Annotated in this window: 21 protein-coding genes and 3 tRNA genes; 11 read left to right on the plus strand and 13 right to left on the minus strand. The window is 66.1% G+C overall.

Translation table 11 applies throughout. The features are described from left to right. Positions 1 to 42: 42 nt before the first annotated feature. Positions 43 to 387 carry a hypothetical protein gene (locus C6I20_RS06610; RefSeq protein ID WP_118395238.1) on the minus strand — a complete coding sequence of 115 codons (345 nt, stop codon included), beginning with the start codon at positions 385 to 387 and terminating at the stop codon, positions 43 to 45. 67 nt (positions 388 to 454) lie between these two features. Then, entirely contained in the window at positions 455 to 982 is a 528-nt protein-coding gene (locus C6I20_RS06615) for a YbhB/YbcL family Raf kinase inhibitor-like protein (protein WP_118395239.1), read from the minus strand. Positions 983 to 1,000: 18 nt separating this feature from the next. Between C6I20_RS06615 and C6I20_RS06620 the strand changes: the two genes are divergently transcribed. Beyond that, positions 1,001 to 1,804 carry an RNA methyltransferase gene (locus C6I20_RS06620; RefSeq protein ID WP_118395240.1) on the plus strand — a complete coding sequence of 268 codons (804 nt, stop codon included), beginning with the start codon at positions 1,001 to 1,003 and terminating at the stop codon, positions 1,802 to 1,804. Positions 1,805 to 1,811: 7 nt separating this feature from the next. Here the strand turns inward: C6I20_RS06620 and C6I20_RS06625 are convergent, their stop codons facing one another. Continuing rightward, entirely contained in the window at positions 1,812 to 2,696 is an 885-nt protein-coding gene (locus tag C6I20_RS06625) for a DUF5343 domain-containing protein (RefSeq protein WP_162891168.1), read from the minus strand. An 88-nt stretch (positions 2,697 to 2,784) separates the two neighbouring features. Beyond that, positions 2,785 to 3,348 (minus strand): peptide deformylase, encoded by a 564-nt coding sequence (gene def / locus C6I20_RS06630; protein WP_256372167.1) that lies wholly within the window; start codon positions 3,346 to 3,348, stop codon positions 2,785 to 2,787. A gap of 217 nt (positions 3,349 to 3,565) precedes the next feature. Here def and C6I20_RS06635 point away from each other — a divergent pair, with 217 nt between their 5' ends. From C6I20_RS06635 to C6I20_RS06650, 4 genes are read left to right on the plus strand one after another with little or no spacing between them, the layout of a single operon-like run. Beyond that, the gene (locus tag C6I20_RS06635; RefSeq protein ID WP_254052273.1) at positions 3,566 to 4,882 is read left to right on the plus strand and encodes an acyl-CoA dehydrogenase family protein; all 1,317 of its coding nucleotides are present in this window, start codon (positions 3,566 to 3,568) and stop codon (positions 4,880 to 4,882) included. Positions 4,883 to 4,896: 14 nt separating this feature from the next. Then, complete coding sequence (locus C6I20_RS06640; protein ID WP_118395244.1) at positions 4,897 to 6,111, plus strand: acyl-CoA dehydrogenase family protein; 1,215 nt, start codon at positions 4,897 to 4,899, stop codon at positions 6,109 to 6,111. Positions 6,112 to 6,149: 38 nt separating this feature from the next. Further along, positions 6,150 to 6,599 carry a MarR family winged helix-turn-helix transcriptional regulator gene (locus C6I20_RS06645; RefSeq protein WP_118395245.1) on the plus strand — a complete coding sequence of 150 codons (450 nt, stop codon included), beginning with the start codon at positions 6,150 to 6,152 and terminating at the stop codon, positions 6,597 to 6,599. Continuing rightward, positions 6,596 to 6,925 carry a DUF952 domain-containing protein gene (locus tag C6I20_RS06650; protein ID WP_216823005.1) on the plus strand — a complete coding sequence of 110 codons (330 nt, stop codon included), beginning with the start codon at positions 6,596 to 6,598 and terminating at the stop codon, positions 6,923 to 6,925. The genes C6I20_RS06645 and C6I20_RS06650 overlap by 4 nt, the downstream gene beginning before the upstream one ends. On the opposite strand, the gene C6I20_RS06655 is transcribed toward C6I20_RS06650, so the two are convergent. Next, a complete protein-coding gene (locus C6I20_RS06655) occupies positions 6,903 to 7,949 on the minus strand; it encodes a zinc-dependent alcohol dehydrogenase family protein (RefSeq protein ID WP_118395246.1) in 1,047 nt (348 codons plus the stop codon). The genes C6I20_RS06650 and C6I20_RS06655 overlap by 23 nt on opposite strands. 43 nt (positions 7,950 to 7,992) lie before the next feature. On the opposite strand from C6I20_RS06655, the gene C6I20_RS06660 reads away from it, so the two are divergent. Then, the gene (locus C6I20_RS06660) at positions 7,993 to 8,352 is read left to right on the plus strand and encodes an FKBP-type peptidyl-prolyl cis-trans isomerase (RefSeq protein ID WP_118395247.1); all 360 of its coding nucleotides are present in this window, start codon (positions 7,993 to 7,995) and stop codon (positions 8,350 to 8,352) included. Between the two features lie 120 nt (positions 8,353 to 8,472). Here the strand turns inward: C6I20_RS06660 and hrpA are convergent, their stop codons facing one another. From hrpA to C6I20_RS17335, 3 genes are read right to left on the minus strand one after another with little or no spacing between them, the layout of a single operon-like run. Continuing rightward, on the minus strand, positions 8,473 to 12,057 hold the full coding sequence (gene hrpA / locus C6I20_RS06665) for an ATP-dependent RNA helicase HrpA (protein WP_118395248.1): 3,585 nt from the start codon (positions 12,055 to 12,057) through the stop codon (positions 8,473 to 8,475). Further along, complete coding sequence (locus C6I20_RS17220) at positions 12,054 to 12,803, minus strand: CPBP family intramembrane glutamic endopeptidase (RefSeq protein ID WP_254052274.1); 750 nt, start codon at positions 12,801 to 12,803, stop codon at positions 12,054 to 12,056. Before C6I20_RS17220 ends, hrpA begins: the two co-directional genes overlap by 4 nt. A gap of 3 nt (positions 12,804 to 12,806) precedes the next feature. Further along, on the minus strand, positions 12,807 to 13,703 hold the full coding sequence (locus C6I20_RS17335; protein ID WP_216823007.1) for a neutral zinc metallopeptidase: 897 nt from the start codon (positions 13,701 to 13,703) through the stop codon (positions 12,807 to 12,809). An 86-nt stretch (positions 13,704 to 13,789) separates the two neighbouring features. On the opposite strand from C6I20_RS17335, the gene C6I20_RS06675 reads away from it, so the two are divergent. Together C6I20_RS06675 and C6I20_RS06680 are read left to right on the plus strand one after the other, a co-directional pair. Beyond that, positions 13,790 to 15,067, plus strand: a complete 1,278-nt coding sequence (locus C6I20_RS06675) for a DUF445 domain-containing protein (RefSeq protein ID WP_254052275.1) — start codon at positions 13,790 to 13,792, stop codon at positions 15,065 to 15,067. A gap of 488 nt (positions 15,068 to 15,555) precedes the next feature. Then, positions 15,556 to 15,640: transfer RNA gene (locus tag C6I20_RS06680), tRNA-Leu, on the plus strand. A gap of 157 nt (positions 15,641 to 15,797) precedes the next feature. Here the strand turns inward: C6I20_RS06680 and C6I20_RS06685 are convergent. After that, positions 15,798 to 16,109: a hypothetical protein gene (locus tag C6I20_RS06685; protein WP_118395249.1), complete on the minus strand. Its 312-nt coding sequence runs from the start codon at positions 16,107 to 16,109 to the stop codon at positions 15,798 to 15,800. A gap of 234 nt (positions 16,110 to 16,343) precedes the next feature. Continuing rightward, positions 16,344 to 16,416, minus strand: a tRNA-Lys gene (locus tag C6I20_RS06690). Positions 16,417 to 16,672: 256 nt separating this feature from the next. Between C6I20_RS06690 and C6I20_RS06695 the strand changes: the two genes are divergently transcribed. Continuing rightward, positions 16,673 to 17,233: a hypothetical protein gene (locus C6I20_RS06695; protein ID WP_118395250.1), complete on the plus strand. Its 561-nt coding sequence runs from the start codon at positions 16,673 to 16,675 to the stop codon at positions 17,231 to 17,233. 286 nt (positions 17,234 to 17,519) lie between these two features. Here the strand turns inward: C6I20_RS06695 and C6I20_RS06700 are convergent. Beyond that, positions 17,520 to 17,593 (minus strand) — tRNA-Gly (locus C6I20_RS06700). Between the two features lie 410 nt (positions 17,594 to 18,003). Between C6I20_RS06700 and C6I20_RS06705 the strand changes: the two genes are divergently transcribed. Together C6I20_RS06705 and C6I20_RS06710 are read left to right on the plus strand one after the other, a co-directional pair. Further along, positions 18,004 to 18,981, plus strand: a complete 978-nt coding sequence (locus C6I20_RS06705) for a dipeptidase (protein ID WP_162891169.1) — start codon at positions 18,004 to 18,006, stop codon at positions 18,979 to 18,981. Between the two features lie 279 nt (positions 18,982 to 19,260). Next, positions 19,261 to 19,959 (plus strand): DUF5995 family protein, encoded by a 699-nt coding sequence (locus C6I20_RS06710; RefSeq protein ID WP_118395252.1) that lies wholly within the window; start codon positions 19,261 to 19,263, stop codon positions 19,957 to 19,959. 19 nt (positions 19,960 to 19,978) lie between these two features. Here the strand turns inward: C6I20_RS06710 and C6I20_RS06715 are convergent, their stop codons facing one another. Both C6I20_RS06715 and C6I20_RS06720 read right to left on the minus strand, forming a co-directional pair. After that, on the minus strand, positions 19,979 to 20,938 hold the full coding sequence (locus tag C6I20_RS06715; protein ID WP_118395253.1) for a metallophosphoesterase: 960 nt from the start codon (positions 20,936 to 20,938) through the stop codon (positions 19,979 to 19,981). Further along, positions 20,935 to 22,089: an AraC family transcriptional regulator gene (locus C6I20_RS06720; protein WP_216823008.1), complete on the minus strand. Its 1,155-nt coding sequence runs from the start codon at positions 22,087 to 22,089 to the stop codon at positions 20,935 to 20,937. The genes C6I20_RS06715 and C6I20_RS06720 overlap by 4 nt, the downstream gene beginning before the upstream one ends.

Consider the following 22,089-nt stretch of genomic DNA (forward strand, 5'->3'; position numbering starts at 1 on the left):
ACCCGCCCTTCGTCGTCTCCGTGCAGGTGACCCTGCGCGGAGTCAGTCCTGCTCGTCCTGCGTGGCTTCCTCGACCGTCAGCTCGGCGGCCGGGTCAAACTCGAGCCGCTCCTCGGGGATCGGTTCGCCGCTGCGCACGGATACGCCGTACGTGCCGTCGGCGAGCCGCTGCTCGGCCCGCTTCACTGCCTCCAGGCGCAGCCGGAAACCCTCCGCCAAGGCGTCGTCGACACCCTCGGCGGTCAGCTGCTCGGCGCTGTCGTCCGACTCCAGGTCGTCGTCCTGGGCCTCGCGGTTCTGTCGGCCGTCGGACTCCGTCGAGCGCAGGAGCGCGGTGAGTCGTTCGGTCTCGGCCTTCAACAGTTCTTTGGCTCGCTGGGCGTCCATGTGGGTCCTCGTCTCGTGGTGCGTGTGGCTCACTGTCCTCCGTCGGACTGCGAGCGACACAGCGGGGTCAGTGAGCGTACGTACCGCTGATGATGGCGCGGCCCAGCGTCTTGAACGCGAGGTTGAATCCCACGACGGCGGGAGAGGCCGAGCCATCCACGCCGAGCCGGTCCTCGCCGACAGCGTGCACGACGAACATGTAGCGGTGGATCTGGTCGCCCGGCGGGGGAGCGGCGCCCATGAAGCCCATCCCGCCACCGTCATTGCGTACGTGAAAGGCGTCGCCGGGCAGCGTGTCGTCGGAGGCGCCAGCTCCGGTGGCCAGCTCCGTGACGTCGGCCGGGATGTCGACGGCGACCCAGTGCCAGAACCCCGACACGATCGGCGCGTCCGGATCGAAGCAGGTCACGACGAACGACTTGGTGCCCTCAGGTGCCCCGCTCCAGGTCAGGTGCGGAGAGGTGTCACCGAACTCGTTGACCTGGTTGTCGTTCAACGGCTGCCCCTCCGAGACGTCCGAGCTCGTCACGGTGAACGAGGCGGTGGACGGCAGCAATGGATAGGGATCGGGTGCGACGGGACGATCAAGGCTCATGCTGGCTAGGCTAGCCCGGTGGCCGAGATCGTACGACTTGACGACCTCGAGGATCCTCGACTCCGCGACTACGTCGACCTGAGGGACGTCCAGCTCCGTCTGCGGCTGGAGGCCGATCGCGGGCTGTTCCTCGCTGAGGGCGAGAAAGTCGTCAGGCGGGCGATCGAGTCGGGCCACCAGCCTCGCTCGTTCCTGATGTCGCCCCGGTGGCTCGAGGGCCTGGGAGACCTGCTGGCCATGACTGAGGCGCCGTGCTTCGTGCTCGACGACGCCTCGATCGAGCGGCTCACCGGATTTCACGTGCACCGTGGTGCGCTGGCCGCGCTCGAGCGACCCGTGGCGCGGTCCGCCAGCGACGTGCTCGCCGCGGCCACCCGCGTCGTCGTGGTCGAGGACCTGGCCGACCACACCAATGTGGGTGCGACGTTCCGTGCCGTCGCGGCCCTTGGCTTCGACGCGGTCCTGCTGTCTCCGCGCTGCGCCGACCCGCTGTATCGCCGGGCAATCAAGGTGTCGATGGGGTCGGTGTTCTGGCTCCCGTACGCCCGGGTGGACGACTGGTACGAGGCGCCCGCGCTGCTGCGTGAGGCAGGCTTCACGACGTACGCCATGACGCTGTCCGACGATGCCGTCCCGATCGACACCGTCCCGCACGACACACCTAGGCTCGCGCTCGTGGTCGGGTCGGAGGGGCACGGGCTGAGCCGGCACTGGGAGCAGTCCGCCGATCATCGAGTGACGATCCCGATGGCGGCGGACATCGACTCGCTCAACGTGGCGTCGTCCGTCGCCGTGGCCTGCTGGGAGCTGCGCAGACGATAGCGCCGGTCTACGCGAGGGTCAGCTGCCTCAGCCGCTCGGACCACGTCAGGACGGAATCGAGATAGCGTTCGGTGTCGTGGCGGGACGGTCGGAACGCGGTCGGGTGCGCAGCGGCGTCCCGGAGCCGCATCAGGCGCGCGACGTCAACCTCGTCGCTCACACTGAGCAGGTCGGCCTCGACGAGCAGGTCGATGAGCTTGCGACCGGGCGTCTGCAGAGCCAAGTCTGCGACGGTCCGACCGCGCCATCTGGGTCTGACAGCCCGGACGGCCGCAAAGTCGTCAACCGCCAGCCGCATCAGGGCCAGTGCGACATAGCCATTCCACGCCGAGACATGGGCCGGGCGCAGGGCACCGGCGTCAAAGCAGACGTGTGCGGCCTCCAGCTCGAAGGTTGCGGTCGACAGCAGATCTGACATCTCCTGGATCACGACATAACTGCGTCCGGCGATGAATCCGTCGTGCTCGAGCCGCTCCTCCTCCGCTGGCATCTCCAGGTGCGCGACCGCACACAAGGACAGGTAGCTCGCAACGGTCTGCCGGCTGGTCCGCTCGGGGTAGCCGGTGGCTCGCTCAACGAGAGACTCCAGGATCCGCATGTCATGAAGCTGCGGCTCGAGGAACGTCTCGTAGAGCGGCGCATATGCCTTGCGGAGCAACTGGTGCAGGATCCGGTTGCCGGCCTCGCTCATCTCATACATCGTCCACGCGGCGGTGGGGTGCCGCAGGTCGTCAAGGAATCCCACGGCGCGCAGGAATCGGACGAGCTGCGGGGCTTCTGGCCCGAAACCATTGGTCAACAGGTGATCCGCGGTGAACTTGCTGGGAGGGATCGTCGTCTGGACCAGTCGCAGCACGCGAGGAATCCACGCGACGTCCGACACGAATGGCATGTGTTGCTGCGGCACGGCCCCCCCTGCTCACCGATGAATGCTCATCAGAATCTAGCCCGTCCCGGGACGCTTGGCGACCCTTCGCGGGCTAGCGTTCGATGGCGGGATCGTCCACCAGGATCGTGATCGGCCAGTCGTCCGGATAGTTGTCAGCCAGGTCCTGGTGCTGCTTGTACAGCTTCTTGCGTGCCCTTTCGGGCAGTCTGTCTCCAAACACCGTACCGAACAGGTGGTCGGTCTCGTGCTGCAGGCATCGCGCGAGCAGGCCGTCGCCGACGAAGTCGACAGGTTGGCCGGACTCGTCGAATCCCGACACGTGGGCGCGGTCGGGACGTGCACAGCCGGTGAAGGCGCCCGGGAGCGACAGACAACCCTCGTCCTCGTCCTCCAGGTTGCGCTCCTTGCCCTCAGGCAGGTGCAGGACCGGGTTGCAGACCACTCCGGTCACCTGGTTGTTGTCATCGTCGGGGCAGTCGAACACGAAGACCTTGAGGTCCACGCCGACCTGGTTCGCGGCGAGGCCCACGCCCTTGGCGGCGTACATTGTGGCGACCATGTCGGCGACCAAGGTCGCGAGCTCGTCGTCGAAGACCGTGACGTCCTCGAGCTCTCGGTGCATGACGGGCGCGCCCCACCGGGTGATGGGACGCACGGATCCGCCTTCCGGCAGCGGACGGGACTGTGAATCGGACACGCTCTGGGCTCCTTCGCTCAGGACCTGCCACAGGTTACCGATCGGCCGACACGCGGCAACTGCTGGTCCTGCGATGTGAGGTCGAATACCATTGGTATGTCAAACTGCAACTCACAGTTACAGTTGGCAATGGGTGGGCACCTCAGTCCAACCCCAGACCTTCGAGGAGTTTCCTGTGGCCAGTCGCCGAGATCCCATGGGCATCGGACTGGCGGTGCTGAACCGCATCGCCAGCTCGCCGACCATCGACAAGCTCAAGCTGCGCAAGACGACCGAGCGGGCCGTGTACGAAGGCACCAAGGGCGGCTTCCGGGTCGCTGGTGCGACCGGCCGCGCGTTCAAGCGGGTCCAGGGCTCCGGTCGGCCCACACGGCTGTCCAGCACTTCAGACAGCGGCGTCTTCGACCTCGAGCCGACCGAGGACCAGCAGATGATCGTCGGCGTCATCCGGGAGTTCGCCGCCGAGGTGCTGCGTCCGGGCGCCACGGAGGCCGAGAATGCCAACGACACGTCCAAGGAGGTCCTCGCGCAGACCAGCGAGTTCGGACTGACGCTGCTCAACATCCCCGAGTCGCTCGGAGGCCTGTCCGAAGATCGGTCCGCCGTCACGGGTGTCCTGGTCGCCGAGGCGTTGGCCGACGGCGACATGGGTCAGGCCGTCGCGTGCCTGGCGCCCGCGGCGGTCGCCACGGCGATCTCGCTGTGGGGCTCGGACATGCAGCAACAGACCTACCTCCCGGCGTTCGCCGGCGACGACGTGCCCGCGGCGGCGCTCGCCGTCGCGGAGCCGCGTGCGCTGTTCGATCCGTTCGACCTCAGGACCACTGCGGTGAAGACCGACGAGGGCTACGTCCTCAACGGTCTGAAGTCCGCCGTCGTGCGTGGCAGCGAGGCAGAGGTGTTCATCGTCGCTGCCGACCTGGAGGGAAGTGGTCCGACGCTGTTCCTGTTCGAGTCCAGCGTCCCGGGTGTCACGATCGAGGCAGACCCCAGCATGGGTCTGCGTGCGGCGGGCCTGAGCCGTCTTGTGCTCAACGACGTGCATGTCCCGACCGATGCGGTCCTGGGCGACGGTGCGGCAGACGACTATCGCGAGTGCATCCGGCTCTCCCGTCTGGCGTGGGCCGGACTCGCGTTGGGTGCCGCCAAGGCAGTTTTGGACTACACCAAGGACTACGTCAAGACCCGATCTGCGTTCGGTGAGCCGATCGCACACCGGCAGGCCGTTGCGTTCATGGTCGCCAACATCGCGATCGAGCTCGAGGGCATGCGCCTGGTCACGCTCAAGGCCGCGTCGCGTGCCGAGCAGGGCATGGACTTCTCCCGCGAGGTCGCGCTGGCGCGCCGACTCACGGCCGAGTACGGCATGAAGATCGGCACCGACGGCGTCCAGCTGCTCGGTGGGCACGGCTTCGTCAAGGAGCACCCCGTGGAGCGGTGGTACCGCGACCTGCGGGCCGTCGGCCTGATGGAAGGAGCAGTCCTCGTCTGAGGGCGGAAAACACCATGATCAATCTCGAGACCCCCCGCAAGTTCCGGCCGTTCGTCAAGCAAGCGCACCAGGTCGCCGAGGAGTTCCTCCGGGCCAACTCCCGCAAGTACGACCTCGCCGAGCACGCGTACCCCAAGGAGCTCGACCTGCTCGCGTCACTCGTGGACGGCATGGGCGACTCCGGTCAGGGCCAGGGCGCCGGCGCTGCCGGTGTCGGCCGAGATGATGACGAAGCCGGCTCCAAGAAGGTCAGGAACGGCACCAACCTGTCATCGGTGCTCTCGATCATCGAGATGTGCTGGGCCGATGTGGGCCTGCTGCTCTCGATGCCCCGCCAGGGACTCGGCAACTCGGCGATCGCCGCAGTGGCCAATGAGGAGCAGCTCGAGCGGTTCAAGGGCACCTGGGCCTCGATGGCGATCACCGAGCCGAGCTTCGGCTCCGACTCCGCGGCCGTCACGACGACCGCGGTCAAGGACGGCGATGCCTACGTCCTGAACGGCGAGAAGATCTTCGTCACGGCAGGGGAGCGATCCGACTCCGTCGTCGTGTGGGCGACCCTCGACAAGGACCTGGGTCGCGCTGCGATCAAGTCCTTCCTGGTGCCCAAGAGCCTGCCCGGCATCCGGGTCGAGCGGCTCGAGCACAAGCTCGGCATCCGGTCGTCCGACACGGCCGTCATCGTCCTCGAGGACTGCCGGGTGCCAGCAGAGAACCTGCTGGGCAACGCCGAGATCGACACCAAGCAGGGCTTCGCCGGTGCCATGGCGACCTTCGACAACACTCGTCCGCTGGTCGCCGGCATGGCGGTCGGATGCGCGCGTGCGGCGCTGGAGGACACCCGGCGCCTGCTCGAGGAGGCCGGGGTCGTCATCGACTACGACCGCCCCGTCCAGTCACAGTCGTACGCTGCCGCAACCTTCATCGCGATGGAGGCCGACTGGGAGGCGGCGTTGCTGCTGACGCTCGAGGCGGCCTGGCTCGCCGACAACCGCAAACCCAACTCGATGGAAGCCTCGATGGCCAAGGCCAAGGCCGGTCGGGTCGGCAACGAGATCACGCTGCGGTGCGTCGAGCTCGTCGGCACGCTGGGCTACAGCGAGCACGAGCTGGTCGAGAAGTGGTCGAGGGACTCCAAGATTCTGGACATCTTCGAAGGCACGCAGCAGATCCAGCAGCTCATCGTTGCTCGGCGCCTGCTCGATCTCACCTCGTCACAACTGCGGTGATGCAGCGGGCGACCTGGCCGGTTCGTTAGGGTTCTGGCATGACCAGCGACCTGCCCAACGATCTCACCATCGACTACGAGCTGGCCAGGTTCCTGCGGCGAGTGCGTGCTCGGTCCATGCGGCAGCTTCCTGAGATTCATCCTGCGATGGACTACGGCATGTTGTTGTTCCTGCTGGCGATCTGTGACGCGCCCGACGGGATCCGGGGCTCGGAGCTGGCCGAGAGCCTTGACGTGCACAAGTCGACCGCAAGCCGGGCCGTTGCGGCTCTGGAGAAGATCGGGCTGGTCGCACGGGTGCCCGATCCCGACGATGGTCGCGCGCAGCTGCTGGTGGCCGAGCCGGCCGCGATCGCGAAGGTCGAGGCCTTTCGGCTGCGCGGGAGCGAGCGGCTGTCGACGCTGCTGTCCGACTGGACCCCGGACGAGGTCAAGGCGTTCGCGCGTAGCATGGCGCGGCTCAACGACACCGCTGACCAAATGCCGTGAGGATCTTCCACCTCGCCGTCGAGGAGGTCTGGTGGGCCGCCGAGGCCGCCGGGACGTACACCGTCTCGACGCTGGGCCTGGACCTGGCGGACGTGGGATTCATCCACTGCTCCCAGGCCGAGCAGGTGGCTGGCGTCCACCGTCGCCACTACTCCGCCGTCGTTGAGCCGCTGGTTCTGCTGACGATCGACACGGACCTGCTGACGTCGCCGTGGCAGCTGGACCCCGTCGAGGGTCAGGAGTTCCCGTTCCCGCACGTCTACGGCCCGATCAACACCGCTGCGGTCGTGGCGGCCGAGCCGTTCAGCTCAGCAGCATCGACTTGATCGCACGACGCTCGTCCATCGCCCGGTAGCCCTCGGCGACCTGGTCCAGCGGCAGGGTGAGGTCGAAGACGTCGCCGGGGGAGACGGTTCCGGCCAGCACGTCCGGCAGAAGCTCCTCGAGGTAGGCCCGGACAGGAGCGACGCCACCCGCGATGCCGATGTTGCGGCCGAACATCGACGGCAGATCGACGACCGCGTCGTGCGGGATGCCGACGTAGCCAATACGTCCTCCGGGACGGACACTGCGCATCGCCTGGTCCATGCTGTCCTTCGTGCCGACGCACTCCAGGACGTAGTCGGCACCGATGCCGTCGAAGATCTCACGCACGAGCGCGGCTCCGTCGCGGCCCCGCTCGGCCACGATCTCGTCGGCGCCGAAACGCTTCGCCACGGCCTGTCGGTCCTCGTGGCGCGACATCGCGACGACCTTGGCTGCCCCGAGTCGCTTCGCTGCGAGGACCGCGCTCAGACCGACTGCGCCGTCACCCACGACGACGACGTTGCTGCCGGGCGTGACACCGGCGGAGACCGCGGCGTGGTGTCCGGTCGGGAAGACATCGGAGAGCGTCAGAAGGTGGGCGACCATGGCCTGGTCAGGCTGGCTCGGCGTCGCCACGAGGGTGCCGTCGGCCTGTGGCACCCGGACGATCTCGCCCTGGCCGCCGTCGTTCTCGACACCCTGACGGTCCGAACGACCCCAGATCCCGCCGCTGGGGCAGGAGGTGTGGACGCCATGGCGGCACAGCAGGCAGGTGTTGTCGGAGTACATGAACGGGGCGATGACGAAGTCGCCGGTCTGGACTGTTGTGACCGAGGACCCGACCTGCTCGACGACACCGACGAACTCGTGGCCGATGCGTACGGGGCCGCCGCTCTTCTGGATTCCGCGATAGGGCCACAGGTCGGAGCCGCACACGCACGAGGCGACGACGCGGACGACCGCATCGGTGTCATGCAGCAGCTGCGGGTCGGGGGCGTTGTCGAGGCGGATGTCACGGGGGGCGTGGAGAACGGTTGCGCGCATGCACCCCATTGTGACAGCGACCCCATGTGACAGGATCGTTCGCATGACTGACAAGCCTGAGATCGACTTCATCGAGGGTCCTGCACCCACCGAGCTCCAGATCACCGACCTGATCGTCGGCGACGGCGCCGAGGCGGTGCCCGGCGGACTCGTCGACGTGCACTACGTCGGCGTCGAGTTCGACACGGGCGAGCAGTTCGACGCCTCCTGGGACCGCGGCCAGTCCGCGAAGTTCCCCCTCCCGCAGCTCATCGGGGCGTGGCAGCAGGGCATCCCCGGCATGAAGGTCGGCGGACGCCGCCAGCTCGTGTGCCCGCCCGAGCTCGCCTACGGCCCCGCCGGCGGAGGCCACCGCCTCTCCGGCAAGACGCTCGTCTTCGTGATCGACCTGCTCGGCGTCTAACCCCGTCCGTGGTTTACCAGGAGAACCAGGTAAACCTCACTTCTCCAGGCAAATTCGCCTGGAGAGCTGAGGGTCTACCTGGTTCTCCTGGTAAACCGTCGTGGGCTTGGGAGACCCCTCTCAGAGGGTGTCGACGAGCGCGGTGACGCGCTTGACCGAGACAGGGAACGCGGTCCGAAACTGTTGGGCGAGCAGACCCAGGCGGAGTTCCTCGAGTGCCCAGCGCACGTGCTGGACCTCGGGGGTCAGACGCGCCCAGGTCGACAACCCAGCCGTACGCTCGTGGAATTGCGCCTCGAGCTCCTGGGTCGCGAGCAGATCATCGGTCAGAGGTGTCGTGAGTCTGCGTCGCGAGGCCTCGAGGTACATCGGCAGTCGTCGCAGCTGCGCAACACCGGCGTCGCGAATGTAGCCGCGATAGACCAGCCACGACAACTGGACCCGGACGTCCTCGCCGGCCTCGGTCGGCGGCGTCGGCGTGACCTCGCCCCACGCTCGCAGCACTTCGACCACCGAGCGCACGGCTTGCTCGGTCTCCGCGTAGACATCGGCCCGGAGGGCCTCGCGCAGCGCCTCGAAGGACTCCTCGTCCCACGCTGGTCCGCCGTGCCGCACGACCAGCGCCTCGATTGCCGCCAGCCAACACTCCTCGATCACGGCCGCCGCATCCTTGTGCGGCCCGGTCGAGAGCAACAGCTTGGCGTGCAGGTCCAGCGCCCGCCCGAGCTGCGGCACGGGGGTCGGTAGCACGAACGACAGCAGCCGGGCCTGCCCCTTGATCATCGCCACGGCCTGCTCGGCGGGTGTGTCGAGGACTCGCAGCGCGACCGAGGCGCCCTCATCGACCAGCGCCGGGTAGCCCGTGACCTGGCCCGCGGTGATCGAGCGATCGATCTGGCCAACAGTCCAGGCCAGCAGGCCACCGCGTTCTTCCTCGCGAGCAGCGCGGGTGAGATCTGCGCGCAGATGGCTCGTCAGCTCCGAGCGCAACGCGGCGAGGTCCTTGCCGCGGGCCAGCTCGACGCCGTCTTCGACGACCCGGAAGGTCACGCGCAGGTGGCCGGGCAGCGAGGCGAAGTCGAAGTCTTCGGGCTGCACAACGGTGCCGTTGAGCAGCCGCATCTGCCGCGCCAGCTCACCGCTCAGATCGGCCGCGCCGGCGTCCATCGCCTCGACCAGCCGGGGCGCGAACTGGCCAGCTGGCACGAACTCTCGCCGCAACCGCTTGGGCAGCGAGCGGATCAGCTCGGTCACGAGCTCGACCCGGTGGCCCGGCACATGCCAGTCGAAGGCCCGGTCGTCGACGCTCAACAGCCTCTCGACCGGCAGATCGATCGTCACACCGTCGTCGTCCATGCCCGGTTCGAAGGCGTACGTCAGCGGGAACGCCTCACCATCGGAGTGCCACTCGCGCGGATACTCCTCGTCGGCTCCGTCCGCTCCATGGCTCAGCATCGACGGGTCGAAGGTCAAGAGCTCGGGCTCGGTCTGCCGTGCCTTCTTCCACCACGAGTCGAAGTGGCGAACTGATACGACATCGGCGGGCACCCGTTCGTCGTAGAACGAGTGCAGGGTGTCGTCGTCAACCCGCAGGTCGCGTCGGCGCAGCCGTTCCTCGAGTTCCTCGACGCCCTCGATCATCTCCTTGTTGCGGGCAAAGAACTTGTGGTGCGTCCGCCACTCGCCCTGCACCAGGGCGTGCCGGATGAACAGGTCGCGCGACACCACCGGATCGACCCGGCTGTACGGCACGAGCCGGTCGACGATCAGCGGGATGCCGTAGAGCAGGACCTTCTCGCGGGCCATGACCGCGCCACGCTTGGTCGACCAGTGCGGCTCGCTGTACGACCGGTTGATCAGGTGCTCGCCAGCGGCCTCGACCCACTCGGGGTGAATCTTGGCGGCCGAACGGCCCCATAGACGGCTGGTCTCGACCAGCTCGCCGACCATGACCATGCGCGGGGGCTTCCGAGCCAGGCCGGATCCGGGGAACACCATGAACTTGGCCTGCCGTGCGCCCAGGAATTCCCGCCCGTCGAGGTCGCGAAGACCCACGTGCGACAGCAGCCCGGTCAGCAGGGCCTGATGCACCAGATCGGGGTCTGCGCCGGGCGCGCCGGCCTTCATGCCGAGCTCCTTGGCGGTCCGTCGGAGCTGGGAGTGGACGTCCTGCCACTCGCGAATGCGTAGATAGTGCAGGTACTCGTCGCGGCACATGCGACGGAACGCCGAGCTCGAGAGGTTGTCGCGCTGCTCGCGGATGTACTTCCACAGCGTCAGCCATGACAGGAAGTCCGAGTCCGGCTCCACGAACCGGCGGTGCTTCTCGTCGGCGGCCTGTTGGTGCTCCAGCGGCCGCTCCCGCGGATCCTGGATCGACATCGCCGACACGATCACGAGGACGTCGGCGAGGCAGCCCAGGCGGTCGGCGGCCAGCAACATGCGGCCCAGCCGCGGATCGGTCGGCAGCGTCGACATCGACCGACCGACCTTCGTGAGCCGACGGCCGTGCATCGCGCCGAGCTCATAGAGCAGGTTGAGGCCGTCGGTCACAGCGCGGGAGTCGGGCGGGTCCAGGAACGGGAAGCTGCTGATCTCGCCGAGATCAAGGGAGGCCATCTGCAGCAGCACCGAGGCAAGATTGGTCCGCTGGATCTCCGGGTCGGTGAACTCAGGCCGACCGTCGTGGTCCCCCTCGGAGTAGAGCCGGATGCAGATGCCGTCCGCAACGCGCCCGCAGCGGCCGGCCCGCTGGGAGGCGCTGGCCTGCGAGACCGGCTCGATCGGCAGTCGCTGCACCTTGAGTCGCTGGCTGAACCGCGAGATCCGGGCAAACCCGGGGTCGATGACGTAGCGGATGCCCGGCACCGTCAACGAGGTCTCTGCGACGTTGGTGGCCAGCACGATCCGCCGTCCGCTGTGATTGCTGAAGATCTTCTGCTGGTCCCCGGCAGCGAGCCGTCCGAACAGCGGCAGGATCTCGGTGCGGGGGTACTTCTTGCCGAGCAGGTAGTCGGTCGCGTCACGGATCTCCCGCTCCCCGGACATGAACACCAAGATGTCGCCGTCGCGCGGCAGCTCGGAGATCGCCGACGCGATTGCGTCGAGCTGGTCGTCTGCGCCGGTCTCGGCCAGTGGACGGTAGCGGAGCTCGACGGGGAACGTCCGTCCGCTGACCTCGATCACGGGGGCGTCGAACATCTCGGCAAACCGCTCGACGTCGATCGTGGCTGAGGTGATGATGACCTTGAGGTCGCGGCGGCGGGGGAGCAGCTGCTTGAGGTAACCCAGCAGGAAGTCGATCGACAGCGAGCGCTCGTGCGCCTCGTCGATGATGATCGTGTCGTACCGCGACAGCAGGCGGTCGCGCTGCAGCTCGGCCAGCAGCAGGCCGTCGGTGACGAGCTTGATCGCGGTGTCGGACCCGGTCTGGTCGTCGAATCGCACGGCGTAGCCGACCTCGGCGCCCAGCTCGACGTCACATTCGTCTGCGATGCGCTTGGCGACCGAACGGGCCGCGATGCGGCGCGGCTGGGTGTGAGCGATCGATCGGCGGCCCAGCTCGTACGCGATCTTGGGCAGCTGCGTGGTCTTGCCCGAGCCGGTCTCGCCAGCGACCACGACGACCTGGTGGTCGCGGATCGCCGCCGCGATGTCGTCGTGGCGCGCCGAGATCGGCAGCGCCGGGTCGTAGGAGATCCTCATGTCAGTCCCAACGCATCGCCGAGCACGAGGTATCCCACGAACGCGACAAGATCGAGCAACGTGTGGGCAATCACCAAGGGTAGGACCCGCTTGGTCCGGTGGAACCAGTAGCCGAACACCAGGCCCATGACGAAGTTGCCGATTCCCGGACCGACGCCTTGGTACAGGTGGTAGCTGCCGCGCAGGGCCGCGGCGGTGACGATCGTGGCCCAGGTCGTCCAGCCGAAGCCCTTGAGGCGGGTCATCAGGTAGCCGACGACGATGACCTCCTCCACGATGGCGTTCTGCAGAGCGGCCAGGATCAGCACCGGGATGGTCCACCAGTACGACGTGTCGGGCGCTGGGATGATCTGGGTCGTGATGCCGAGCAGGCGTCCCAGGCCGTACAGCCCCAGCCCTGGGATGCCGATCGCCAGGAACAGCAGCACACCCCAGCCAAGATCGAGGCGCGGACGTCGTGCGTCGAGGCCCAGACGGCGCAGCACCGACTCCTTGACCGGGTCGAGCGACAGCAGGTAGAGCGCCAGCAGGACCGGCACGAGGGCAAATCCGATGCCGAGCACCTGGTAGATGAAGTCGAACGCCTCCCGGGTGTCTCGCGACCCGTTCAGTGTCGCGGTCTGCTCACGGAGCCCGCCCGGCTCGGTCGCCTTGCGGATCAGGCTGACCAGCGAGTAGACGCCTGACGCACCCAGCGACAGCCCCAGGACGATCCACGTCTCGGCCTTCAGCCTGCGGTCGGACACCACTCAGAGGTCGTCGGTGCTGAAGGTGTCGCACTGGTTGACGTTGCCGCCGCGGTAGCCGGCCAGGAACCACCTCTGGCGTGAGTCGCTCGAACCGTGGGTCCACGTCTCCCGGTTGACCCGACCGGTGGAGGCCTTCTGGATCCGGTCGTCGCCGACCGCCGAGGCCGCCGACAGCGCCGACAGGATGTCGTCGTCGGTGAGGGGCTTGAGCAGGGTGTTGCCGTCGGCGTCCTTGGTCGTGGCGGCATGATTGGCCCACACGCCAGCCATGCAGTCAGCCATCAGCTCGATGCGGACGCCGCCGCTCAGCGGGCCGGTCTTGCCGTCCTGCCCCTGGGCCAGGAAGCCGAGGATGTTCTCGACGTGGTGGCCGTACTCGTGCGCGATGACGTACTCCTGTGCGAGAGCACCGTCGTCCGCACCGTACTGGCTCGTCAGCTCGTCGAAGAAGGTCGCGTCGATGTAGATGCGCTGGTCGGACGGGCAGTAGAACGGTCCGGTCGCATTCGAGGCCGTACCGCAGGCGGACTGGGTCGATCCGGAGTAGATCACGGTCTTGGCTTCCTGGTACTGCCGGCTGACATCGGCCGGGAGGGCCTCGGTCCAGTACGCCTGGACGCTGTTGACCGTCCCGATGATCCGGCAGGTCGTGTCAGTGTTGGCGTCGGCGCCGGTCTTGCACTGCGAGAAGTCGGTGGCCGATGTGTCGCCGCCGCCTTGGATCTGCGAGCTGTCGAACGGGTTGGTGCCGCCACCGGTGAAGTTCTGGCCGAAGACCAGGCTCAGGATCAGCAGCACGATGCCGCCGGCGCCACCGCCGATGATCGCGCCGCCACGTCCGCTGCCGCCACCGGTGACCTGGCTCGTGTCGAGCGAGGCGCCCTCGTTGAAGCTCATGACGTCTTCTCCACGACAAACCCACGTTCGCTCATGGCCAGAAGTGTACGCAGGCGGGAGCGCCCGGTCGCGGATAGTGTCATGCCGTGACCTCGACAGATGCCAGCCAGAGCTTCCAGATGCCGGAGGGCCTCTCGACCGGGGACGCAGCACGTCTGCGGGGCCTGCGGCGCATGCGCGCGATCGCGCTGTCGCTGCTGCTTCTGGCCGCCGTCGTCTGGTTCTTGACCCGCGAACAGGACGGCTGGGTGGCGTACGTCAATGCTGGCGCAGAGGCGGCCATGGTGGGCGCGATCGCCGACTGGTTCGCGGTCACCGCGCTCTTCCGTCACCCGCTCGGGCTGCCGATCCCGCACACCGCGATCATCCCGAACCGCAAGGAGTCGCTGGGCGAGAGTCTGCAGGAGTTCGTCACGGACAACTTCTTGCGCGAGGACGTCGTCCGCGAGCGCATCCAGTCCGCCGGCGTCAGCAGACGTGTGGGGGAGTGGCTGGTCTTTGAAGGCCATGGCGAACGTCTGGTGGCCGAAGGATCCAGGGTGCTCGCGGACGCGTTGCAGCACGTCAAGGAGTCCGATGTTGCTGCAGTGGTTCAGGAAGCCCTGATCCCGCGACTTCAGGAGGAGGAGCTCAGCCCCGTCGTGGGTCAGCTGCTTGAGGAGGTTCTCCGTGACGACGCGCACCGCGGCCTGGTTGACCTCGCTGTCGACGAGCTCGCGCGGTGGCTCTCCCACAACGAGGGGGAGGTCGCGGCGCTGATCGAGAACCGCGCGCCGTCCTGGACTCCGCAGTGGCTCGACAAGCGGGTGGCCGGCTGGGTGCACGAGCAGGTCGTCGAGTGGGTCGAGGAGATTGGCCGGACTCCGGAGCACAACGCCCGCATTGCCTTGAACAGGTGGCTCAAGGAGCTCGCGCAGGACCTGCAGACCGATCCCGCCACCCGCGTCCGATTCGAACGGCTCAAGGTGCGAATGCTGTCCCAGCCGCGGGTGAGCGTGACCTCGGTGCAGCTGTGGGACGCCCTGCGTCGCGCCTTGATCGGCTCGCTGGGCGACGAGGCCGGCCTGCTGCGTCGTCGAGCGCTTGAAGAGATCGAACGGCTCGGTCAACGCCTGATTGACGAGCCCGAGCTGAGCCAGCGCATCGACGCAACGATCTCGGACGTGGCGGCGTACGCGGTCAACCACTACGGCAGTGAGGTCGCGACGATCATCTCTGCCACCGTCAAGCGATGGGACGGCAAGGAGACCGCCGATCGCATCGAGCTGCACGTTGGTCGGGATCTGCAGTTCATCCGCATCAATGGCACGGTGGTCGGCGGTCTGGCCGGCGTTGTCATCCACGCTGTCTCAACCATCCTCTGACCGGATTCGCGAACGCCGAACCGGGCTGACGTGTGGAAAACCTGTGCACAACAGGGGACGCCCTGTGGGTGACCTGGGTCACACTGTGGGTAACCTCGCCAATTGCCAAGAATGACCGACAAACTTCCAGAAAGCCCTTGCGCGGGCTGCCATCGGAGGCATACAAATGACCTACGCACTCCTTCGGGAGAGCAGGAAAGAATCCAGATTCGATTCCATGGTCAAAGGCGCAAGCCGGAGGCAGCCAGCCAGTGATGTGGCAGGTGGGAGAGCAGAAGGATTCTGGATGAGGGAGAGCATCACGCTCGCTCACCAAGAGGCCCCGGAAACTCATACTTTCCGGGGCCTCGACTAATTGTGCCAACGAATTCGCCGTGGTGCCAGCGCGGGCCCGGCCAGTTGCTCGGATGGATGGCCTACCCGATTCGGAACGCTGGCCGAGGTTTGCTAAAGTTCAGTGCTGCACCGCACCCCGTCTTGGGGCGCATGTCCGGGTGGCGGAATGGTAGACGCGCTAGCTTGAGGTGCTAGTGCCCTGTAAGGGGCGTGGGGGTTCAAGTCCCCCCTCGGACACGTTCGGTTCCCCCATGACCTTCGGGTTGTGGGGGTTCTGCGTTTCCCCTCGTATTTCAGCGATTGCTTGCAACGTCGCATCGTTTGAGGCAACGACCAGGCCGAGTGTCTTCGCCGAGTGTCTTCAAACAGAAGGTTCACGTCGCCGGGCTCCGCGTTAAGTCGTCGTACGCAACGTTGAGTCTCCGAACGCAGGGCGGGATTCACCCTGCTGGGGATGCGGGTGCGCTATCCGTGAAACCACGTGCGCGCAGCTGCGGGTTTGGCCGACGAGCCTGACCTTCAAGGTCACCTCAGAAGGCGTGCTGCCCAACTTCTTGACCGTCACAACGAATGTGCCTTTCAGAAAGTTGTTCTCCTTCGCGGCATCAAAAATGAAGCCGCCGCCGTCGTCGTCCGGTCTCATTTGAACGGTGTCGACGAGCCGCTTGGTTCCGTCGGCCGAGACCCGGGAGAGACTCAGTTCCACCGTCCCGGCGTGGGGTTGTCTCCTGGGCGGCCAGCGTTCGGCTCATCGTCGGACTGGCCGAAGAACAACGTCTGCTTGGTCTGGCTCGTCTGGAAGATGGACTATCCCTCTTCGGTCTGCGCGCCCGTGCCGCCGCAACCAGCGAGCATGACGAGCGCGAGCACGCACAGTATGGCGGGTCGGAAGACTTTCATGCTCGTCCTATGCGCGTGGAAGTGGTGACTGCTGTTGACGAGGGCACCCAGGGACTCGAACCCTGATCTGAGAGATCAAGAATCCCTCGCCCTGTCCGGTTGTGCTCAATGCCTGTGGAAGCGAAAAGCGCCTAACCACAATTGTGACCCGTCGTGCGTGCTTTCGGATCGGATCGCCGCACCGCGAGATTCGGCGAGACCGGCACGACGATCACAAGCGGCGGACGCGCGAATCAACTCGCCTGAAGGTCTCCGACGCCCGCCTCGGTGATTCGGAGCACCGGGAGATGCTGGCGCGCCGTCCTACCGTCTAGCCTGACTAGGACTGGAACCCACGCTTTCAGCGGAGCCGGACGAAGGAAGGCCACGATGCTGATAGCCGACGCTCAAGGCGACGTGCGCCGGCTCTATGTGGGCGGCTTCTACGGACAACTGGTGTCTGCTGTCGTGTGGCTACTGGCAGCGTCAGTGGCCCAGTGGGTCTCCACCGAGGGTGCCGTTATCGCGCTCTTTTTCGGCGGCAGCCTGATCTTCCCGCTCACCTGGCTCACGATTCGACTCACGGGACGCCCCGCGTCGCTGCCACCCGGGCATCCCATGGCGGCGCTGGCGATGCAGATCGCGTTCACCGTGCCCATCGGCCTCGTGGTGGTCCTGGCCATGCTTGCAGGCCGCGGCGAGCTATTCTTCCCCGCCAGCATGGTGATCGTGGGTGCGCACTACCTCCCTTTCGTCTTTCTCTACGGCATGCGGATGTTCGCCTACCTGTCAGCGGCCCTGGTGCTGCCCGGCATCAGCATCTTGTTGTGGATCCCCGTTCCTGTTGCTCTGGTCGGATGGGCCACCGGGGCAATCCTGGTGATATTTGCCTTCCTCCTGCGGGCAGCCGCTGACTCCCTGAACGACAACGGGCCTGCAGCAGCGCGCTGACTCGAGGTCTTCGGCACCGCGCCTCAGCCGGGCCCAGCGCTGAGTGCACCACCACAGCTAGGGCGGTCCAGAGGTTCCCCACGCTGTCGTCCAGGAGCGAACACCTGCGGGGGTACAACTCAGGTCGGTTCTGGGAGCGCAGCCGGGCTTGCTATCACCAAGTCAGTGGACGGTGAGATACTCGGCGAACTGGACACCAGAAAGCCGACTTATCCACCTCCGCCGGTGGGGTGTACAGAGTTGGCGGGAAGATCGGGGCGGCTGCCGGGCTCGAGCTCTCGGCATATGGAGCGGACGCGAGGATTTGAACCTCGACCCATTCCCTGGAAGGGAAGCGTGCTGCAACTACACCACGTCCGCGAAGCCAGCCTCAGTCGAGCCTGACCAGTTCGTAGTATGCACCACCAGCAGGCCTATCCGGGCGACCCACCGACTGGTGTCCCGGTTGCATTGTGTTCGCGGACAGCTGTCGTGTCGAGGCAACTGACTGAGGCGTCGGCGAAGTCGGCACCTGAACCGGCTCAGCCTCGGGGAGAGTCGGAAGACTTTGAATTGCGCTGCGTTCGAATCGACTTCTTCCGTAGGATGGGAGCCCGGTTTCCCTAGTGTCTAGGGTTCTACTTCTACCTCTGAGGGTTCCGGCATGGTGTTGGGTTCACGGATCAAGCTGTTGGCGAGGCCGATGGTGCCCGCTGCCGTGGGCGGTCAGCCTGCTGGCTCTTTGCCGGCGGCGGTTTCCACTCCGAGTGCAACGACACGTGGCTGACCACGTGGCACGGCGATTGGTTGTCGATGCCCACGCGCACGGCACGAAGCTACTGCCCCGGCCGGTCAAGTCGCTGCATCGAAGGCTCACTCGTGACCAACCTGCCGAGGTTGACTTCGGCCAACTGGCTGCGGCCGGAGTCGACGTCCTCGTGGCGGCTGCGGTGGGCGACGGCCTGGTGACCAGGTTCCGCCGGCCGTTGACGCCCTGGCGGGCCGTCGTCCGTCAGCTGGAACAGATCAAGGCGGAGGCCAGTGCGGGAGGTTGTGGGCTCCTGCTCACGAGAGAAGAGCTTCGTTCCGCCGGATCTGGACAACCGGCGATCATCCTCGGTCTGGAGGGAGCCGACCCGGTCGGTGATGATCTGAGTCGGGTGGAGGAGCTCGGCGCGCTGGGCGTGCGAGTTGTCGGGATCATGCACTACGCCGACAACAAGCTCGGCACCATTTGTATGAACTTCAGAGGTGGAGAGTCGGGGCACGAGGTCGCGGCGGGCCGGTCACGCGGCCTGACCGCTCTAGGGCGCGAGTGCGTCGGTGAATTGAACGCTAGAGGCATGTTGATCGATGTGGCTCACGCAGATGCCGAGACCATCGACGGCATTTGTGAGTACTCAGATGCGCCGGTCATCAGCTCCCACACGGGTGCGCGAGCATTGGACGACTTCGGCCGGTACCTTCCCGATCATTCGATACGATCCATCGCCGACACTGGTGGAATGATCGGATTGTGGCCCTATCGTGGCCCCGAACACGGCATGCCCACCTTCGACGATTTTGCCCGACATGCCGAACACATCGCCAACATCGTCGGTCCTGAGCGGCTCTGCATCGGCACCGACATGAACGGCGTAACGTCGTTGATCGAAGGCTATGACGGTCCTCACGACATCGGAAAGCTCTGGGACGCCTTGACGCGAATCGGATTCTCCAGCACTGACATCGATGGCATAAGCGGCACCAATGTTGCCCAACTTCTTTGACCCGTTTCGAAACGTTGGTGCGGCACCGGATGTCGGTCAGACCCCAGCTCCGGGTCGAGTCGCCAGCGACACGGCCTCGGAAGCGTTCTCCACAGTCCCGTCAGCCCGCGATTCAGCGTCGACAAGACCCAGCGCACGGCAAGTCACGCGCAGACACTCAGGTGCCCAGCATCTTTCGCCTTTGCTGGTGCAGCGGAACGTGACCGAGTATCTTCAGCGTCAGGCGCACCGGGGGATGTCGTCGCACGTCCACCTCTCGGAATCCACATGGAGCGCCCCATGACCTTCTCCACGGCAGACTGGGTCGGCTCCGAGACCATCGACGACGTTCTGGAACGCATGGACCAGATCGACAAGTCGCTGCCTTCGGCTGACGGGATCGCGACGTTCAATCGGATGTATCAGCACGTGACTGAACTGGTCGCGGAGTCCGTCGACTCGCGACTGTTCCTGGCCGGTGAGTTCCTCGAGCGACTCGACGTCCACTTCGCCAATCTCTACTTCTCGGCATACGCCGCATCGTTGGACGGCTCCGAGATCCCCCGAGCCTGGGCGCCGCTGTTCCAGGCTCGGAACAAGCCCGACACCGTGCCGATCCAGTTCGCACTCGCGGGAATGAACGCCCACATCTCGCACGACCTCCCTCTGGCAGTGGTCAGCACCTGCCGAGAGCTGGTCGTCGTGCCGAGCGAGGGCACTCCGCAGCACACGGACTACACCACGACCAACGAGCTCCTTGCCGAGGCCGCCGAGACCATCAAGGAGTGGTTCATGACCGGAAGCCTCGCGCGGATCGACCAGCTGGGCGGCCGGGTTGACGATGCCCTGGAGATGTTCGGACTGCACCTGGCGCGGATGGTTGCCTGGGACAGTGCTGAGATGCTCTGGAACCTCGCGGACAACCCCCGACTTGACCGGATCTTCCGGTCCGGGCTCAGCCGTACGGTCGAGCTCGCGAACCGAGGAATTCTGCTCTGAGGTGGTTCGGGCCGCGTCGTCAGCGCTTGATCGTGAACTGGTCGATCAGTCCGCCAGTGTGGTTGATGGCCCGGACTTCCACCCGGTCGTCGTACACAAGCAGATCCACGAAGTGCAGCGTGGAGGTGCTGACAGCAGTGAAGTCCGACCGGCCCACCGGCCGCAACTTGGCACCGGCACCTGACACGACGTAGGTCACCCCGAGCTGTGGGGTCGACCGCTCATAGTCGTGATCATGACCGGACATGACCAGAGGGACGCGCGCCTCGGCGAATAGCGGCACCCAAGCCTTCTGGACGCCCTTGTCTGAGCCGTGACTACCCGACGAGTACGCAGAGTGGTGCAGCGCGACGATCGTCCACGTGTTGCGAGGCTGTTTCTCGGCAAGCACTCCGCGCAGCCAGGCCGTCTGCTGCTCGTCGTCCACCCGCGTGGAGTCCAGGACGATAACCCTCAGCGGGCCGACCTCCTGGACGTACCACGAGGAGTCGCGGCCCAGCTCGCTCATGATCTGTTTCTCTTCGCCGGACTTGACGTCGTGATTGCCCACCACAGGAATCAGCGTCGCGTGCTCAAGGATCCGCGAGAACGGTTCCGTGACGACCTGGCTGGTGAGGGAGGAATCGCCATCTTCATAGACCAGGTCCCCGAGCAGTAGCAGCGCGTCGAACCGGTGGCCGGTCCGTTCGGATTCCAGCCGCATCCGCTCAGCTGTCGCAGCCTCGGCTGCGTCTCCGGTCCCGGTGTCTCCTGCCACCGCGATGCGTGCCAACGGTGTGTCTGAGATCGTCGGGACCGATTGACCCAAGCTGGTCGCTGGCTTTTCGTCGGATGAGGAGCGGATCAGCGACGAAGAATTGAGTCCGACGAAGACCAGGATGCTGAGAACCAGCAGCAGACCGGCGATAACGAAGAGCTTGCGTGAACCTCGGCCTCGACTGCGCTCGGCAGCGTGGGCGGGAGCTCCTCGATTGATCACTTCGTCCCATTCTGTCGGCGGGGGTCAACGTGAAACGGCTGCTTGGTTCCATCGGTCACGGAGAGGGTATACGTCGGAGTCGCGACGTCTGCGCGGTACTGGCGCGGGGTTCTTCCGAACCAGCGTCGGCACGAGCGGTTGAGGCTGCTCTGTTCGGAGTAGCCGATCAGACCCGTCACCTGGTTGAGGTGGAGGCGAGGCTCCGCGAGATATCTGATTGCGAGCTGCTGTCGCTCCTTGTCGATGAGTTCCTGGCAGGTGGCGCCCTCGACAGCCAATAGTCTCTGCAGGGTTCGGGGGTGGAGAGCAAGTTCCTCGGCGATCGCGTCGGCCGAACATTGCCCGGTCGGGATCAGTCGACGCGCGAGGTTCGCGACCTGTTGAAGCAGGCGTGCGTCGGGCGCTGGGAACTCCGTCTCGAGGTACCTGGTGGCTAACCGCCGGGTCTCCGGGTCAGCGGCGTCAATCCGTTTGGAGGCAAGCGACAGGGGGATGTCAAAGCCGCACCAGTCCTGCTCGAACCGGACTTCACAACCAAGCACGTCGGCGTACGCCGCGTCGGGTCCAACTTGGGCGTGCAGGAACGACACGGACAGGGGGCCGTCCCCACCGGTGAGCAGCCGGATGATCTGCGCAGCGTTGGCGAGGCTCAGCTCGTACGACTGCTGGAGCTTGATCAGGGGGAGTTCTGCGATCGCGAAGGTGAAGCGCACCACACCCGGGACGGTCGATGGCCCAACTGTCATGTTCAGCGCAGGGGAGTGCAGGTAGAGGTAGCGGGCAATGGCGCCAAGGCCCTCCTGCACGGTCTGGGCGTTTCGAGCGATCACGGCCACTGGGCCAAGGATGTCGAGTCCCTGCCATTGCGAGATCTGCATCCCGAAATCAGGGCATCCCAGCTCCTCAGCGCTGACCCTGAGCAAGCCGGCCACCGCCTCAAACGATATCAACGCATCGGGCTCACTCTCGACCTCGAGCGGGAGGTGGAACCGAGACAGGAGGGGCTCCGACTCGCCGCCAAGCTCCTTCACGAGCTGGTGGTAGCCGCGCAGGTTCGTGGCCCGAATCAGACTGTTCATCGTCACCACCTGTCGGGAAATGCCAAAACCCTGTCGGGTTCTGCCAAGACTATCGTCGTCCGGCGCTGTCAC

The sequence above is a fragment of the Aeromicrobium sp. A1-2 genome, assembly GCF_003443875.1.
Classification (GTDB): Bacteria; Actinomycetota; Actinomycetes; order Propionibacteriales; family Nocardioidaceae; genus Aeromicrobium.

Bases quoted from the DNA above. Each gene is read 5' to 3' on its own strand.
- C6I20_RS06610 (WP_118395238.1), bottom strand. From the start codon at position 387: ATGGACGCCCAGCGAGCCAAAGAACTGTTGAAGGCCGAGACCGAACGA.
- C6I20_RS06615 (WP_118395239.1), bottom strand. From the start codon at position 982: ATGAGCCTTGATCGTCCCGTCGCACCCGATCCCTATCCATTGCTGCCG.
- C6I20_RS06625 (WP_162891168.1), bottom strand. From the start codon at position 2,696: ATGCCATTCGTGTCGGACGTCGCGTGGATTCCTCGCGTGCTGCGACTG.
- C6I20_RS06640 (WP_118395244.1), top strand. From the start codon at position 4,897: ATGATCAATCTCGAGACCCCCCGCAAGTTCCGGCCGTTCGTCAAGCAA.
- C6I20_RS06645 (WP_118395245.1), top strand. From the start codon at position 6,150: ATGACCAGCGACCTGCCCAACGATCTCACCATCGACTACGAGCTGGCC.
- C6I20_RS06655 (WP_118395246.1), bottom strand. From the start codon at position 7,949: ATGCGCGCAACCGTTCTCCACGCCCCCCGTGACATCCGCCTCGACAAC.
- C6I20_RS06660 (WP_118395247.1), top strand. From the start codon at position 7,993: ATGACTGACAAGCCTGAGATCGACTTCATCGAGGGTCCTGCACCCACC.
- hrpA (WP_118395248.1), bottom strand. From the start codon at position 12,057: ATGAGGATCTCCTACGACCCGGCGCTGCCGATCTCGGCGCGCCACGAC.
- C6I20_RS17335 (WP_216823007.1), bottom strand. From the start codon at position 13,703: ATGAGCTTCAACGAGGGCGCCTCGCTCGACACGAGCCAGGTCACCGGT.
- C6I20_RS06695 (WP_118395250.1), top strand. From the start codon at position 16,673: ATGCTGATAGCCGACGCTCAAGGCGACGTGCGCCGGCTCTATGTGGGC.
- C6I20_RS06710 (WP_118395252.1), top strand. From the start codon at position 19,261: ATGACCTTCTCCACGGCAGACTGGGTCGGCTCCGAGACCATCGACGAC.